The following is a 15,072-nucleotide window of genomic DNA, read 5'->3' as shown; positions in this document are numbered from 1 at the left end:
GATCAGTCACGAACGTAGATAACATGTCCGTCATCTTCTTCATCATCCCAATCATCTTCATCGTCCCAGTCATCTTCAGTGACAACATTATCGCCACTCATTGCATCTTTGTGGTAATCGTCCCACATGAAATCGACTTTGTCTTCTTCATCAATTTCTTCAAGTTCACGTGGAAGCTCTTCCATAAAGTCAGCAAGTTTGTAACAAAGCTCTTGAGTACCGCTCTTATTAATCGCTGAAACTTTGAAGTAATCCCCTTCCCAAGCAAGCGCTTCAATGATCTCTTGGATCTTTTTGTCCGCTTCCTCTTCAGGCATTAGATCAACTTTGTTGAAAACTAGCCATCTTGGTTTCTCTGAAAGCTTTTCACTGTATTGCTCTAGCTCATCGATGATCGTTAGGGCATTTTGTGCCGGATCGCTTTCATCAATTGGCATGATGTCAATCATGTGGATAAGAACGCGACAACGCTCTAAATGCTTAAGGAATCGAATCCCGAGACCTGCACCATCCGCTGCGCCTTCGATCAAACCAGGGATATCAGCAACCACAAAACTCTTTCCAGGAACCACACTCACTACACCTAAGCTAGGAATAAGCGTCGTAAATGGGTAGTCAGCAACCTTTGGCTTCGCCGCAGAGACAGAACGAATGAACGTTGATTTACCTGCGTTAGGTAAGCCTAGCATACCTACATCAGCCAATAACAATAGCTCAAGACGAAGTTCACGAACCTCACCTTTGGTACCCATAGTCTTCTGACGCGGTGCCCGGTTTACTGACGATTTAAAGCGAGTGTTACCCAAACCATGCCAGCCACCTTTAGCGACCATGATTTTTTTGCCATGTTCGGCCACTTCACCAACAATTTCATTGGTATGAATATCAACCGCTCGCGTACCGACGGGTACTCGCATTACTTTGTCTTTACCGCGCTTACCGGTACAGTTTCCACCGCGACCATTCTCACCGCGTTCTGCGTCGTAAAAACGCTGAAAACGATAATCAATCAAGGTGTTTAGGTTTTCATCAGCCTGTAGATAAACGTCACCGCCATCACCGCCATCACCACCATCAGGGCCACCTTTGGTGATGAACTTTTCTCGCCAAAAACTTACGGTACCATTACCGCCATCACCGGCTTCAACTTTAACCGTTGCTTCATCAACAAATTTCATTTTAAACTCCACTCATGCACGTGGGAAATCACTACTAGTCTAGTAGACGTTAGATCATAAATCCCAGTGAACACTAGGGCCTAGGATGTAACGTCTATAAATAAAAAACCCCGCCGAATTGGCAGGGCTTTTAAATTCAGCTTGAAAGCTAATAGAAACTAAGCAAATGCTTAATTACTCGCCTTCGATGCTAACGAATTTACGGTTTTTAGGACCTTTTACTTCAAATTTCACTTTACCTTCAGTAAGAGCGAAAAGAGTATGGTCTTTACCGATACCAACGTTAGTGCCAGCGTGGAACTTAGTACCACGTTGACGAACGATGATGTTACCTGCAAGAACAGATTCACCACCGAAACGCTTAACACCAAGACGTTTGCTTTCTGAATCGCGGCCGTTATTAGTAGAACCACCAGCTTTTTTATGTGCCATTGTTAAACTCTCCTAATACTTAAGCGTTAATACCAGTGATTTTCACTTCCGTGAACCACTGACGGTGACCTTGCTCTTTACGAGAGTGCTTACGACGACGGAACTTAACGATTTTAACTTTATCGCCACGACCGTGTTGTACTACTTCCGCAGTCACTTTGCCACCTTCAACAAGAGGTGCACCAACAGCGATTTCTTCGCCGTTAGCAACAAGAAGAACTTTATCAAATTCTACAGTTGCACCAGTTTCAACGTCTAATTTCTCTAAACGAAGGGTTTGACCTTCGCTAACTCGGTGTTGTTTGCCACCAGATTGGAAAACAGCGTACATATTTTACTCCGCTTTTTCCGCACAGCCTTTGGTTGTTATTTGTACAACTCGGGTGTGCGCTAAACTAATCAATAGGGCGCAGATTCTACGGGAATCATGCGGCTATGACAAGCCATATTTATAAAAAATTGGCGAAAAGCTAATCGCCAAAGAAAAGTGCGGCAATCATGCCCTTTAGTGATGTATTAATCAACGTTTTTTAGTGTATTATTCGACTACTAAAGAAGATAAGAACACCTTACAGGGTCTAACCTCAGCCGGATTTATAATGGATTTTAAAGCTATCCAAGCGCTTACTGCCGACGACATGGCAAAAGTTAATGAAACAATTCAAGCCCAACTCAACTCTGATGTATCTTTAATCAACCAGCTTGGTTTTTATATCGTCAGTGGTGGTGGGAAACGTTTAAGACCAATGTTGGCCATTTTGTCAGCACGCGCCTTAGGCTACCAAGGAGAAGCTCATACAACCGCTGCAGCGTTCATTGAGTTTATCCACACGGCGACCTTGCTACATGATGATGTTGTCGATGAATCAGACATGAGACGCGGCAAAGAAACAGCGAACGCGGCATTTGGTAATGCAGCGAGTGTTTTGGTCGGTGACTACATCTACACTCGATCATTTCAAATGATGACCAAGCTAGGATCGTTAAGGATCCTCGAATTAATGAGTGACTCTGTTAATGTCATCTCAGAAGGTGAAGTTCAGCAATTAATGAATTGTAATGATCCTGACACCACAGAAGAAAGCTACATGCAAGTTATCTACTCAAAGACCGCCCGTCTTTTTGAGGCAGCGACTCAAATTGGGGCCATTTTAAATGATGCACCAAAAGAAATAGAAGTAGCGCTACAAAATTATGGTAAATACCTAGGTACGGCCTTCCAATTGATTGACGATGTGATGGATTACACCTCTGATGGTAAAGAAATGGGTAAGAATGTAGGCGATGACCTAGCAGAAGGGAAACCGACCCTTCCACTACTCCACGCTATGCGTCACGGCAACGACCAGCAGGCAGCGATGATACGCGATGCCATTGAGCATTCGAATGGCATGGATCGCCTAAATGAAATCCTTGCTGCAATGGATCAAAGTGGATCGTTAGACTACACGACAAGTAAAGCACTAGAAGAAGCAGACAAAGCCATAGAGCAACTTTCTATACTGCCAGAGTCTGATTATAAGGAGGCGTTAATTGCGTTGGCTCATCTTGCTGTTAAGCGCACTAAATAAGTAGGCTCTTGCCTCGAACATTTTCATGATCGGTCACAAAAGAGCCTGCAGGCTCTTTTGTTTTAGGGCATATATCCACTCCGAAGATGATTTAGTATCGACTTGCTTCTAGTGATAGTGGTAAATGTGCTTCAATTTCTTCTAGCTCTTCCATTGGCACAGCATACTGTTCATGTTCGTTATAGGTCTCTACTAACGCATATTGTTCTTGTTCATCAATAACTAAAATTTTTCCTAGACGCCCCAAATACTCGACATTCATACCTTTTTGTACACTGGCCATATATTTTTCCTCCGCTGTTTCTAACCACCTAGTTACCGCGATTAGTATTACAAGAATAGATACGGATGAATTAAGTTCTAGGATCAAAAAAGCCGACCATAATGGCCGGCTTTATCTGTGATGATCAAATGATGTGATAGTTACTGACTGGTTTGCTTCCTTACTTACTTAGCAAACTCGATACCAATCTCAATATCACCATTTAGCGTTTCTAGCATACCGTCTAGTGCCGATTTTTCATAATCGCTCAATTCACCGTAGCTTAAAATAGCTTCAGCGCCATCTTTACCAAGCTTAACCGGTTGAGCAAAGAATGGAGCATGTTCACCTGCCCCTTCAACGTAGGCACATTCAATAACAGACTCATCGCCCTGAAGTGCTTTTACAAGCGCTAGGCCAAAACGACACGCTGCTTGCCCCATAGAAAGGGTTGCACTACCGCCACCCGCTTTCGCTTCTACAACTTCAGTACCTGCATTTTGAATGCGCTTAGTTAATGCTTCAACTTCTTCAGCAGTAAACTCCACACCTTCAACTTGAGACAATAGAGGAAGAATAGTTACGCCTGAGTGGCCGCCAATAACTGGCACACGAACATCGCTAGGATCTTTATCTTTCAATGCCGCAACAAAAGTTTCACTTCGAATAACATCAAGCGTGGTGACACCGAACAATTTACGCTTGTCATAAACACCCGCTTTCTTTAGAACTTCAGCAGCAATTGGCACTGTGGTATTTACCGGGTTGGTGATGATACCGACACAAGCTGTTGGGCAGGTTACCGCAATTTTTTCCGCCAGCGATTTTACAATCCCTGCGTTTACATTAAATAGATCCGCGCGATCCATACCTGGTTTACGAGCCACACCCGCAGAAATTAGGACAACGTCAGCCCCTTCTAATGCTGGTGTCGGATCTTCACCTGAATATCCTTTAATAGAAACAGGTGTCGGTATGTGGCTTAGATCTGCGGCAACTCCTGGTGTAACAGGAGCAATGTCATACAAAGCTAAGTCAGAACCCGCTGGAAGGCGGTTTTTAAGAAGAAGGGCTAAAGCTTGGCCAATGCCACCAGCGGCACCAATTACGGCTACTTTCATTGTTGTCTCCTTGAGATTGGATCTCTTATAAATGTTATGTAGGGGATTTTGTGATTGTTAGAATAAAAAATATATTATTCATATCTTGATTACAATCGATTAACGTCATCTTTGCGACCTAGCGCAACTCAATAAAAACGTGCTACAAGCCCCGCCAATTATGCATTTAATAACCTTAATCGACAAAGGCTTATCGCCTAAATTCAACCCTATCGAAAAATAGTGTTCAGTGACCGCTTAGACAGAATTAATGGCTAAGGTTTGGATTATTCTGCATAGCTATGCGAAGATATTCACTATCAGACCAATCATAGAATCTAAATCATGCGCAATACAGAGAAACAAGATAATTTAGTCCGTGCTTTCAAATCCCTACTGAAAGAAGAAAGATTTGGCTCTCAAGGCGATATTGTTGATGCTTTGAGAAATGAAGGTTTCGAGAATATCAATCAGTCCAAGGTTTCTCGCATGCTCACCAAGTTTGGTGCCGTGCGTACTCGTAATGCGAAAATGGAAATGGTGTATTGTCTGCCAGCTGAACTCGGAGTACCCACAGTCTCCAGTTCACTTAGAGAATTGGTCTTAGATATTGACCGCAATGCGGCCATTGTTGTTATACATACAGGCCCAGGCGCTGCTCAGTTAATTGCACGTTTATTGGATTCTTTAGGAAAGTCTGAAGGTATACTGGGCGTAGTTGCAGGTGACGACACAATATTCATCACGCCTACGCTGTCGGTAACCACTGAGCAGCTGTTCTTATCCGTCTGCGATCTCTTCGAATACACTGGCTAAATAGGTTTTCCATTCATATTGGTCACGAAATGACGTTTTCATTCGTGACCAATCTCACATCTCAAGAATGTCGTAAGTAAGCCAAATAAACAGCTTAAATTATTGATATCAATAAAAAACCAACCTAAAAACCCTTTTAACCAATCGATTACAAGTCAGTCTATTCTTCTACATTTCTTAACATTGATATAATTATTCTCCTTTTTTTTGCTATTATTCAGCCACTTTTCCAGCGTACGGATTGGAAAAGATGCCGTTTCCAAACGAGGAAATTCTCAAAGCGACTACACTTGTTTTGAGGCTACTAATGAATTAAGGAAGGATTATTCATGGCATTTAAGAAACTTATTAAGATCGGTGCAATTGCCGCAGCAGTAATGGGCACAGGCGCAGTTAACGCTCAAGAATTCATCACAATTGGTACAGGTTCGGTAACGGGTGTTTACTACCCAACTGGCGGTGCAATTTGTAAGCTGGTGAATAAAGGACGTAAAGACCACAACATTCGTTGTTCAGTCGAATCTACTGGTGGTTCAATTTACAACGTGAATACCATTCGCGCCGGAGAGTTGGATTTCGGTGTTGTTCAGTCTGACTGGCAATATCACGGCTACAACGGTACAAGTAAGTTTGCAGAACAAGGTCCGTACAATAAGCTACGTGCAATGTTCTCATTACACACAGAACCTTTCAACATCATCGCTCGCTCTGATTCAGGGATCAACGGCGTTGAAGATCTGAAAGGCAAACGCGTTAATATCGGTAACCCAGGATCGGGTGACCGTGCAACGATGGGTGTGGTAATGGACGCGTTAGGTTGGACTAACGATAGCTTCAAACTCGCCTCTGAGCTAAAAGGCTCTGAGCGTTCACAAGCACTTTGTGACAACAAAATCGATGCCTTCATTTATATGGTTGGTCACCCGAACGGATCAATCAAAGAAGCAACGACATCATGTGATGCTAAGCTGGTTTCAGCAACTGGCCCTCAAATCGATAAGATTGTAGCAGACAACCCATACTACGCTTACAGCACAGTACCTGCTGGCATGTACCGTGGTACAGAAGGTGATGTCAACAGCTTTGGTGTTGCTGCAACAATGGTAACCACCACCGATGTTTCTGATGAGATCGCGTACAATGTTGCTAAAGCAGTATTCGAAAACTTCGATACCTTTAAACGCCTTCACCCTGCATTTGCAAATCTGCAGAAAGAAGACATGGTGAAAGCAGGTATTTCAATCCCTCTTCACCCAGGTGCGGAGAAGTACTACAAAGAAATTGGTCTACTAAAATAGGTCAATAACTGAGTACATCAAGGGGGCGTCATGCCTCCTTGATTATTACAACCCTATCTAGATTATCACTGCTAGAAACCTAACCTCGTTTTACATCTATAATTACAACCATTAATGCAGTGTAAGTCGACTTCAATCTGTGAGTTCACTAAACGAATCACAAGCAAAAATGCACTATAGATAAACCAGACCATCAATAATAAGGACAAAGTACATGACGCAGACAACAACACCGTCTCAAGATGTGCAAGAAATGGTGGCACAAGCCGATACTGGCGCTCGTAATCCGAAAGGCATTCCAGGGCGTATTCTTTGGTTTGTTCCATTGTGTTGGTCACTGTTCCAACTTTGGTACGCATCTCCGCTACCGTTTATTTTTAATTTTGCAGTACTTAATGACACGCAAGCCCGCGCAATTCATCTCACATTTGCCGTTTTTTTGGCGTTTACCGCTTACCCTGCTTCTAAGAATTCATCTCGGGATCAGATACCCATTATCGATTGGTTATTGGCGTTAGCAGGCAGTTTTTCCGCTGCATACATCTATCTTTTCTATACCGAGCTTGCCGAACGTTCTGGTGCACCAACAACGTTTGATATCGTCGCCGCTGTGACGGGTATGATTCTTCTTTTAGAAGCCACACGACGCGCCTTAGGGCCACCTCTTATGGTCGTTGCCGCTGTCTTTTTGCTTTACACATTTGGCGGACCTCACATGCCAGATGTTATCGCCCACAAGGGTGCGAGCTTAAATAAAGCAATGTCGCACCTGTGGTTAACCACTGAAGGTGTATTTGGTGTTGCTCTGGGTGTTTCAACGTCCTTTGTTTTCTTGTTTGTACTATTTGGTGCAATGCTAGAACGCGCTGGAGCCGGTGCATACTTTATTAAAGTCGCGTTCTCTTTACTGGGTCATATGAAAGGCGGTCCAGCAAAAGCAGCGGTCGTCGCTTCTGGGCTGTCAGGCTTAGTCTCCGGCTCTTCGATTGCCAACGTCGTGACTACAGGAACATTCACCATTCCTCTCATGAAACGAGTGGGTTTCCCGGGTACAAAAGCGGGTGCTGTTGAAGTTGCAGCATCAACCAACGGGCAACTGACTCCACCGATTATGGGTGCAGCAGCCTTCTTGATGGTTGAGTATGTCGGTATTTCCTATGTTGAAGTTATCAAAGCAGCTCTTTTACCAGCTTTAATTTCTTACATCGCACTGATTTATATTGTCCATTTAGAAGCGTGTAAAGCGGGTATGACAGGCCTGCCTCGTCGTCACACTCCGACATGGGTTCAAAGCCTATTATCATTTACTGGTACAATTATCGGCCTCGGTGTTATGAGTGCGATTGTTTACTACGGCGTTGGTTGGACGAAAGATGTCTTTGGCACCGCAGCAACACCGATTGTCACCATCGCTCTATTGATAGCCTATGTCGCTTTGGTTCGCATTTCCTCGCGCTATGCAGATGAAGGAATGGACCTTAATGCGGAACTGACCGAAGTGCCAGAACCTGGCCCTACCATCAAATCAGGGCTGCATTTCCTGCTTCCTATTGTCGTATTGGTTTGGTGCTTGACTGTCGAACGATTTTCGCCAGGGCTATCTGCATTCTGGGCAACCGTGTTCATGGTCTTTATCTTGATCACGCAACGTCCACTGATGGCAATGATGTCTCAGTCAGGCGATGTCTCTGAGCAAGTAAAAGCTGGATTTGTTGATTTAGCAGAAAGCTTGGTATCAGGCGCTCGCAATATGATTGGTATTGGTGTTGCAACTGCGGCGGCCGGAACCGTTGTAGGGGTGGTAACCTTGACGGGTATCGGTCTTGTCATGACTGACTTTGTTGAGTTTATCTCAGGTGGTAGCATCATTCTTATGTTGCTCTTCACCGCGGTTATCAGCTTGATTCTGGGAATGGGCCTACCTACAACCGCGAATTACATCGTTGTTTCGACCCTTATGGCACCGGTCATCGTGACTCTAGGGGCAGCACACGGACTGATTATTCCTCTCATCGCTGTACACTTGTTTGTTTTCTATTTCGGTATCCTTGCCGATGATACCCCTCCGGTCGGACTGGCGGCGTTTGCAGCCGCGGCTATCGCAAAGTCAGATCCAATACGAACAGGTATTCAAGGCTTTACCTACGACATACGAACCGCGATTTTACCGTTTATGTTCGTTTTCAATACTCAACTGCTATTGATGGGTATTGATAGTTGGTGGCACTTAGCTTTAACCATTTTCTCCTCGATAGTGGCTATACTCATTTTCTCAGCAGCAACGCAAGGTTGGTGGTTAACTAAGAGTAAATGGTGGGAAACCGTGTTATTGCTCGTGTTAACTTTCACTTTCTTTAGACCTGGGTTTTGGTGGGATATGGTATACCCTGCTAAAGTTTACTCTCCAGGTGTTGAGATTGCAGAGATTACTGGAAAACTCGATATTGGACAGCAGCTTGAGATGCAAGTGGCGGGTGAGAACATCGAAGGACGCTACCTAGAAAGAACGGTGCGTTTACCTTTCGAAGATCGAGCGGTGACATCAGAAGAACGCATAGCTTCAATGGGTCTCATGCTGACTCAAAATGATGACCAAATGATTGTTGATATGGTTGAATTTGGCAGCCCAGCAGAAGCGGCAGGTATTGACTTTGATTGGGAAATCAAATGGATTGTCCAAGACGCGGATCGTCCAATGAAAGAGTGGGTATTTGTCCCTGCCCTATTGATCTTAATCGGTCTAGGACTGAACCAACAAAGACGTGCTAGAAAGGAACAACTGAGCGCGTAATGAGCGTTATGACATAATGAGATGGCCTTATTCCGTATTAGATTGTCGCGAGATAAGGCCAATATTTGAAAGGATTAGCTTGGCTATCAGCCAAAAATATCAAGAGTAAAAATAATGTATAAACAAATCCTTGTTCCTGTAGATTTAAATGATAAAGGCTTTTCAGACAAAGCGGTTGAGTTGGCTGTTTGGCACGCTAAGCATTCAAAAGCGCAGATACATCTTTTGAATGTATTGCCGGGGATACATATGTCGATGGTGGCCACCTATTTCCCGAAAGATGCCGCGCAAAAAATGAAGGAAGATGTCAAAGAGCAACTTAGACAGTTCGCTGTCCAGCACATTGACGACAAGATTGTGTACAAAGTACATGTCGCTGAGGGCAAGCCTTATTCAACCATTTTAGAGTACGCAGAAAAACTGGGGGCTGACCTTATTGTTATGCCAAGCCATAAACGCTCTAAGCTTGATCATGCGGTGCTAGGCTCTGTCGCCAGCAAAGTGGTACAAAACTCGCGAATTAACGTCATGGTTGTCAAGCCTCAAGGCTAGTTGTGACAACGCCTACATGGTATCAGATCGGTAAAAATATAATCGTAATCTTTTCTATCAGGGTTACGTTTTTCTTTATCTGTCGCTTCTTAATTTTTGTAAAGCTCATCTGCGTTGACGCACTGATCATTACCATAGAAATGGCTGATGAAACCGATAGGCAATAACCATTTTAATTAATGATAATAATTCTCAATAATGCTCCTATACCCACAAGAACTGATTTGAGAATCCTAATGAAAAAAACACTCAACTTTGCCGCTATTCACTTCACTATTGCCTTTAGTGTCGCTTATATCTTAACGGGCGATATTCTCATCGGTAGCTTAATTGCGATGATCGAGCCCACAGTGAATACGTTTGCATTCTATTTCCACGAAAAAATATGGAATCAATGGCAAGCACTGAAACGCTTTTCTCGCTCAACAAAAATAAAAACAATGAGTTTTGCAGTCGTCCATTTCAGTGTGGCATTTGGTGTGGTTTATCTATTAACGGGGGATGCGTTAGTCGGTGGAATAATGGCAACCGTAGAGCCTGCTTTTAATACCTGTGCATACTATTTCCATGAAAAAATATGGCAAAGTAAGCACTCTTCACAATGGCACTGTGCTCACTAAACGCGACGATGAATGAACTGATCCAACGGCTCATTAGACAAGTTCAATAAACGAAACAACTCACTTAAAAAACAGGGGGAATCTCGCGCTGATAATGCAAAGTTGTCCCTTCATCACTGCCATTCACTAATCCAATTTGGTGAGTTTGATGAGCCTGTTCAAGTTGAACATCTAACTGGTAACAATCGTCCTCAAGCAACCTTCCTTCTGGCTGAATATATTTTGGCGCATCCAGTTGAAATATCGCCGTCGCTTTTGAAGCTCTAACATCAATGGGAAGACGGTAAGTCATGCCATTGAATTTGATCTCAGCGGAAAGCAAACCTGGCTTGAACACTGTGTAATGTAAGTGTACAAGGAGCTCACACCCCCCCACTAAATGGCAAACTTGTTCAGTCTCCACACGATCCAAACGCACCGTTGGCAAGACGTCTAAATAAGGTGTGTGCCAAATCCCCATTCGATCTTCAATTTCGTTCGATACGAGAGGGACTAGATTGCCAATTTCATCGTGTTCTTCGTCGAGTAACCAATCATCATCAGGTTCAAGAAACAGAATTTCAAAACGATTTCTCCCCAATTGCAGATAGGGAAGCACATCTTTTCGATAATGCTCTTGAAAGTCGTCACAATCAAAAATAGCCTCTCCATTGATTCGAATTTCAGCATGATAACCAATACCCGATATCACTAGATCTACCGCTGAATTCGACAACATCGCTTCATCAACTTCAATATCATGCATTAGGTGCCATTCCTGCTTGACGATATCGTCTTCCGAAAGATTGCTCGGCAACACCGCGCTGAGTGGCCCTGGAAAAGTAATATCATCTTGAGGGATAGAAAGGTCAGTCAATGGCGATAGCTGCCATAAACCGGCTAAAGGGATGTGCATAATAAGTTTGCGCTAGATCAAGTTTGCTAAAGTATAGGGACTTCACTGATCTAAATAAACCGCTAAATAACAGACAATAAAAAAGGCCTAACAAGAAGCTAGACCTTTTAGTAACAAATTAACTTACTGCGATGCGATTAAGCCAGCAGCTCTTTTGCTGTGTTAACAACATTTTCAGTCGTGAAACCAAACATCTTAAATAGCTCACCAGCTGGCGCAGATTCGCCGAACGTTGTCATACCGATGATCTTGCCACCAAAGCCAACGTACTTGTACCAGAAGTCAGCGATGCCAGCTTCTACTGCGATACGTGCTGTAACGTCAGACGGAAGTACAGACTCACGGTACTGCGCATCTTGCTTGTCGAACGCATCAGTTGCAGGCATAGATACTACGCGAACTTTTTTGCCTTCAGCCGTTAATTCAGCCGCAGCGTTAACCGCTAGCTCAACTTCAGAACCCGTTGCAATGATGATAAGTTCAGGTTTGCCTTCACAATCTTTCAGGATGTAACCACCCTTAGCGATGTTTGCAACTTGCTCAGCGTCACGGTCTTGCTGTGCCAGGTTTTGACGAGAGAAGATAAGCGCAGAAGGGCCATCTTTACGCTCAATCGCCAGCTTCCAAGCCACTGCTGATTCAACTTGGTCACACGGGCGCCATGTGCTCATGTTTGGAGTTAGGCGTAGAGAAGCGATTTGCTCAACCGGTTGGTGAGTTGGGCCATCTTCGCCAAGACCGATAGAGTCATGCGTATAAACTTGGATGTTCTGAATTTTCATCAGAGCCGCCATACGCATCGCGTTACGAGCGTATTCCATGAACATTAGGAACGTCGCGCCGTACGGTACGAATCCGCCGTGCAATGCAAGACCGTTCATGATCGCTGTCATACCAAATTCACGAACACCGTAGTGGATGTAGTTACCTGATGAGTCTTCAGCGGTTAGAGACTTAGAGCCAGACCACATAGTCAAGTTAGAAGGTGCTAGGTCAGCAGAGCCACCTAGGAATTCTGGTAGCATAGCTCCGAAAGACTCTAGCGCGTTTTGAGACGCTTTACGTGAAGCGATGTTAGCTGGGTTAGCTTGAAGATCAGCGATGATTGCCGATGCTTTTTCTTCCCACTGCGCAGGAAGCTCACCATTTACTCGGCGTTTGAATTCTGCTGCCAATTCTGGGTATGCTGCTTCATAAGCTGCAAGTTTCTCGTTCCACGCTGCTTCCTTAGCTGCGCCTGCTTCTTTCGCATCCCACTCTGAGTAAACTTCCGACGGAATTTCAAAAGGACCGTGCTCCCAACCTAATTGTTTACGTGTTGCTGCAATTTCTTCAGCGCCTAAAGGTGCACCGTGACAGTCGTGCGTTCCTGATTTGTTTGGAGAACCAAAGCCGATAACCGTTTTCGTACAGATAAGGGTCGGGCGAGGGTCTGCTTTAGCGGCTTCAATGGCCGCATTGATTGCGTCAGCATCGTGACCATCAACCGCAGGAATAACGTGCCAGCCGTAAGCTTCAAAACGCTTAGGCGTATCGTCAGAGAACCAACCTTCCACTTCACCGTCGATAGAGATGCCGTTGTCATCCCAGAAAGCAACTAACTTACCGAGGCCAAGAGTACCAGCAAGAGAACACGCTTCGTGAGAGATACCTTCCATCAGACAGCCATCGCCCATGAATGCATAGGTATAGTGGTCAACGATGTCGTGGCCTTCTTTGTTAAATTGCGCAGCGAGTGTTTTCTCGGCTAACGCCATACCAACAGCATTAGTAATGCCTTGGCCAAGTGGACCGGTTGTTGTTTCGATACCCGGAGCATAACCGTATTCTGGGTGGCCTGGTGTTTTAGAGTGTAGCTGACGGAAGTTTTTCAACTCTTCGATAGAGAGCTCGTAACCCGCTAGGTGAAGCAGAGAGTAAATCAACATTGAACCGTGGCCGTTAGACAGCACGAAACGGTCGCGGTCAGCCCATTCTGGGTTTGATGGGTTGTGGTTTAGATGTGAGCGCCAAAGCACTTCAGCGATGTCAGCCATACCCATAGGTGCGCCTGGGTGGCCAGAGTTTGCTTGTTGTACGCCGTCCATGCTGAGTGCGCGGATAGCGTTAGCAAGATGCTTTCTAGATTGAGTCATAATTGCTTCCAAATAGAGTTAAAGTTTGAATTTGAAATAGATAATTTGATATGAAGAGGGGAACGCAAACGTTCCCCTTTTTTAATTCTTAGCGACTACAGCTTAGCGGCAATCATGTCTTCAAGCTTGCCTTGGTCAACGGCGAAGTTGCGGATGCCTTCAGCCAGTTTCTCTACAGCCATTGGATCTTGGTTGTGATCCCATAGGAACTCAGCGTGAGTCATGGCAGCGGGACGCTCTTTAGTACCGTTAGAGTCAATCAGCTTCTCTACAACGTCACCTTCCGTCGCTTCGAGTTCTGCTAGAAGCTGAGGAGCGATAGTTAGACGGTCACAGCCAGCAAGTTCAAGGATCTCGCCGATGTTACGGAAGCTTGCGCCCATAACAACCGTCTTGTAACCGTGGTCTTTGTAGTAGTTGTAAATATCGGAAACAGAGATGACACCTGGATCTTCTGATGCTTCGAAATCACGACCTTCTTTCGCTTTGTACCAGTCCATGATGCGACCAACGAAAGGAGAAATCAGGAATACGCCAGCTTCAGCACAAGCACGAGCTTGAGCGAAAGAGAATAGAAGCGTTAGGTTACAGTTGATGCCTTCTTTCTCTAGGATTTCAGCCGCGCGAATGCCTTCCCAAGTAGAAGCCAGTTTGATTAGGATGCGGTCGTTAGTGATACCTGCATCATTGTACATTTTGATAAGTTGACGAGCTTTAGCAACGCTGCCTTCCATATCGTAAGAAAGACGAGCATCTACTTCAGTAGAGATACGGCCAGGGACAACTTTCAGGATTTCTTTACCGATGTTTACGTTCAGCATGTCGCAAGTGTCTTGAACTTGCTGTGCTTTGTCGTCGCTTTGAGCTTTAGCGTATTCGATAGAAGCGTCAATTAGAGGCGCGTACTCAGCAATTTGAGCCGCCTTAAGAATTAGAGACGGGTTAGTTGTTGCATCTTCTGGCGTGTATTTTGCGATCGCTTCGATATCACCAGTGTCCGCTACAACTGTCGTCAGTTTGCGAAGTTGCTCTAACTTATTGCTCATAATCATTCATCCTATTTTTGGGCTTCGCTCGCCATTGGGCGATTGAAAGGGTTCAGCAAGCATGTGATACGAAGAACTCATTTCTTTGCATCAGATCTAAATTTTTATGCCGTGTGCAAGTGCTCTTGAGCGCATGCTCATTGCATGAGTAATTGATGTAATCATAATTATCGTATTCTGAAATATTGTCAATTGTTATGAGCCCTATAAAGTGAATGTTGTCATGAAATTTATTTATATTAGTGGATGCAGTAGCGGTATAAACGTTTGCTTGGTTTTCTATGGCTCGCAACGATGGAGAAAACACGCTGAACATTTGTAATCTAGCTGCGCAAATGCTTGCGATCTGGTGTGAGGTTCACTTAGAATCAGTCAG

Annotated in this window: 14 protein-coding genes; 6 read left to right on the top strand and 8 right to left on the bottom strand. The window is 44.4% G+C overall.

From position 1 onward, the window contains the following. Window positions 1-2 precede the first annotated feature (2 nt). The 3 genes from cgtA to rplU all read right to left on the bottom strand — a co-directional run bounded on the left by cgtA (window position 3) and on the right by rplU (window position 1,941). Window positions 3-1,178 carry an Obg family GTPase CgtA gene (gene cgtA, locus A1QO_RS15135; RefSeq protein ID WP_017040718.1) on the bottom strand — a complete coding sequence of 392 codons (1,176 nt, stop codon included), beginning with the start codon at window positions 1,176-1,178 and terminating at the stop codon, window positions 3-5. 174 nt (window positions 1,179-1,352) lie between these two features. Further along, window positions 1,353-1,610: a 50S ribosomal protein L27 gene (rpmA, locus tag A1QO_RS15130; RefSeq protein ID WP_017034501.1), complete on the bottom strand. Its 258-nt coding sequence runs from the start codon at window positions 1,608-1,610 to the stop codon at window positions 1,353-1,355. A 19-nt stretch (window positions 1,611-1,629) separates the two neighbouring features. Further along, window positions 1,630-1,941 (bottom strand): 50S ribosomal protein L21, encoded by a 312-nt coding sequence (gene rplU / locus A1QO_RS15125; RefSeq protein WP_017038768.1) that lies wholly within the window; start codon window positions 1,939-1,941, stop codon window positions 1,630-1,632. 268 nt (window positions 1,942-2,209) lie between these two features. Here rplU and ispB point away from each other — a divergent pair, with 268 nt between their 5' ends. Then, a complete protein-coding gene (ispB, locus tag A1QO_RS15120; protein WP_017034503.1) occupies window positions 2,210-3,181 on the top strand; it encodes an octaprenyl diphosphate synthase in 972 nt (323 codons plus the stop codon). Between the two features lie 91 nt (window positions 3,182-3,272). Here the strand turns inward: ispB and A1QO_RS15115 are convergent, their stop codons facing one another. Next, the gene (locus A1QO_RS15115; protein WP_017034504.1) at window positions 3,273-3,464 is read right to left on the bottom strand and encodes a hypothetical protein; all 192 of its coding nucleotides are present in this window, start codon (window positions 3,462-3,464) and stop codon (window positions 3,273-3,275) included. A gap of 164 nt (window positions 3,465-3,628) precedes the next feature. Further along, on the bottom strand, window positions 3,629-4,564 hold the full coding sequence (gene mdh, locus A1QO_RS15110) for a malate dehydrogenase (protein ID WP_017034505.1): 936 nt from the start codon (window positions 4,562-4,564) through the stop codon (window positions 3,629-3,631). 324 nt (window positions 4,565-4,888) lie between these two features. Here mdh and argR point away from each other — a divergent pair, with 324 nt between their 5' ends. The 5 genes from argR to A1QO_RS15085 all read left to right on the top strand — a co-directional run bounded on the left by argR (window position 4,889) and on the right by A1QO_RS15085 (window position 10,620). Next, complete coding sequence (gene argR, locus A1QO_RS15105; RefSeq protein ID WP_017034506.1) at window positions 4,889-5,359, top strand: transcriptional regulator ArgR; 471 nt, start codon at window positions 4,889-4,891, stop codon at window positions 5,357-5,359. Window positions 5,360-5,688: 329 nt separating this feature from the next. After that, window positions 5,689-6,657 carry a TAXI family TRAP transporter solute-binding subunit gene (locus A1QO_RS15100; protein ID WP_017034507.1) on the top strand — a complete coding sequence of 323 codons (969 nt, stop codon included), beginning with the start codon at window positions 5,689-5,691 and terminating at the stop codon, window positions 6,655-6,657. Between the two features lie 214 nt (window positions 6,658-6,871). Next, window positions 6,872-9,448, top strand: coding sequence for a TRAP transporter permease (locus A1QO_RS15095; protein WP_017040918.1), 2,577 nt, complete (start codon window positions 6,872-6,874; stop codon window positions 9,446-9,448). 114 nt (window positions 9,449-9,562) lie between these two features. After that, the gene (locus A1QO_RS15090; RefSeq protein ID WP_017038771.1) at window positions 9,563-10,000 is read left to right on the top strand and encodes a universal stress protein; all 438 of its coding nucleotides are present in this window, start codon (window positions 9,563-9,565) and stop codon (window positions 9,998-10,000) included. A gap of 236 nt (window positions 10,001-10,236) precedes the next feature. Beyond that, window positions 10,237-10,620 carry a DUF2061 domain-containing protein gene (locus tag A1QO_RS15085; RefSeq protein WP_017034510.1) on the top strand — a complete coding sequence of 128 codons (384 nt, stop codon included), beginning with the start codon at window positions 10,237-10,239 and terminating at the stop codon, window positions 10,618-10,620. A 64-nt stretch (window positions 10,621-10,684) separates the two neighbouring features. Here A1QO_RS15085 and A1QO_RS15080 read toward each other — a convergent pair whose 3' ends face one another. From A1QO_RS15080 to tal, 3 genes are all read right to left on the bottom strand, one after another. Next, window positions 10,685-11,515, bottom strand: coding sequence for a glycosyl hydrolase 2 galactose-binding domain-containing protein (locus A1QO_RS15080; protein WP_017040716.1), 831 nt, complete (start codon window positions 11,513-11,515; stop codon window positions 10,685-10,687). 137 nt (window positions 11,516-11,652) lie between these two features. Continuing rightward, window positions 11,653-13,650 carry a transketolase gene (gene tkt, locus A1QO_RS15075; RefSeq protein ID WP_017034512.1) on the bottom strand — a complete coding sequence of 666 codons (1,998 nt, stop codon included), beginning with the start codon at window positions 13,648-13,650 and terminating at the stop codon, window positions 11,653-11,655. 95 nt (window positions 13,651-13,745) lie between these two features. Beyond that, entirely contained in the window at window positions 13,746-14,696 is a 951-nt protein-coding gene (tal, locus tag A1QO_RS15070) for a transaldolase (protein WP_017038774.1), read from the bottom strand. Between the last annotated feature and the right edge of the window lie 376 nt (window positions 14,697-15,072).

This window comes from Vibrio genomosp. F10 str. ZF-129 (assembly GCF_000287055.2).
Taxonomy (GTDB): Bacteria; Pseudomonadota; Gammaproteobacteria; order Enterobacterales; family Vibrionaceae; genus Vibrio.
This window is presented reverse-complemented; position numbering and strand designations above follow the sequence as displayed.

Bases quoted from the DNA above. Each gene is read 5' to 3' on its own strand.
- cgtA (WP_017040718.1), bottom strand. From the start codon at position 1,178: ATGAAATTTGTTGATGAAGCAACGGTTAAAGTTGAAGCCGGTGATGGC.
- A1QO_RS15085 (WP_017034510.1), top strand. From the start codon at position 10,237: ATGAAAAAAACACTCAACTTTGCCGCTATTCACTTCACTATTGCCTTT.
- A1QO_RS15100 (WP_017034507.1), top strand. From the start codon at position 5,689: ATGGCATTTAAGAAACTTATTAAGATCGGTGCAATTGCCGCAGCAGTA.
- mdh (WP_017034505.1), bottom strand. From the start codon at position 4,564: ATGAAAGTAGCCGTAATTGGTGCCGCTGGTGGCATTGGCCAAGCTTTA.
- A1QO_RS15095 (WP_017040918.1), top strand. From the start codon at position 6,872: ATGACGCAGACAACAACACCGTCTCAAGATGTGCAAGAAATGGTGGCA.
- argR (WP_017034506.1), top strand. From the start codon at position 4,889: ATGCGCAATACAGAGAAACAAGATAATTTAGTCCGTGCTTTCAAATCC.
- A1QO_RS15115 (WP_017034504.1), bottom strand. From the start codon at position 3,464: ATGGCCAGTGTACAAAAAGGTATGAATGTCGAGTATTTGGGGCGTCTA.
- rplU (WP_017038768.1), bottom strand. From the start codon at position 1,941: ATGTACGCTGTTTTCCAATCTGGTGGCAAACAACACCGAGTTAGCGAA.
- rpmA (WP_017034501.1), bottom strand. From the start codon at position 1,610: ATGGCACATAAAAAAGCTGGTGGTTCTACTAATAACGGCCGCGATTCA.
- tal (WP_017038774.1), bottom strand. From the start codon at position 14,696: ATGAGCAATAAGTTAGAGCAACTTCGCAAACTGACGACAGTTGTAGCG.
- A1QO_RS15090 (WP_017038771.1), top strand. From the start codon at position 9,563: ATGTATAAACAAATCCTTGTTCCTGTAGATTTAAATGATAAAGGCTTT.
- tkt (WP_017034512.1), bottom strand. From the start codon at position 13,650: ATGACTCAATCTAGAAAGCATCTTGCTAACGCTATCCGCGCACTCAGC.
- A1QO_RS15080 (WP_017040716.1), bottom strand. From the start codon at position 11,515: ATGCACATCCCTTTAGCCGGTTTATGGCAGCTATCGCCATTGACTGAC.
- ispB (WP_017034503.1), top strand. From the start codon at position 2,210: ATGGATTTTAAAGCTATCCAAGCGCTTACTGCCGACGACATGGCAAAA.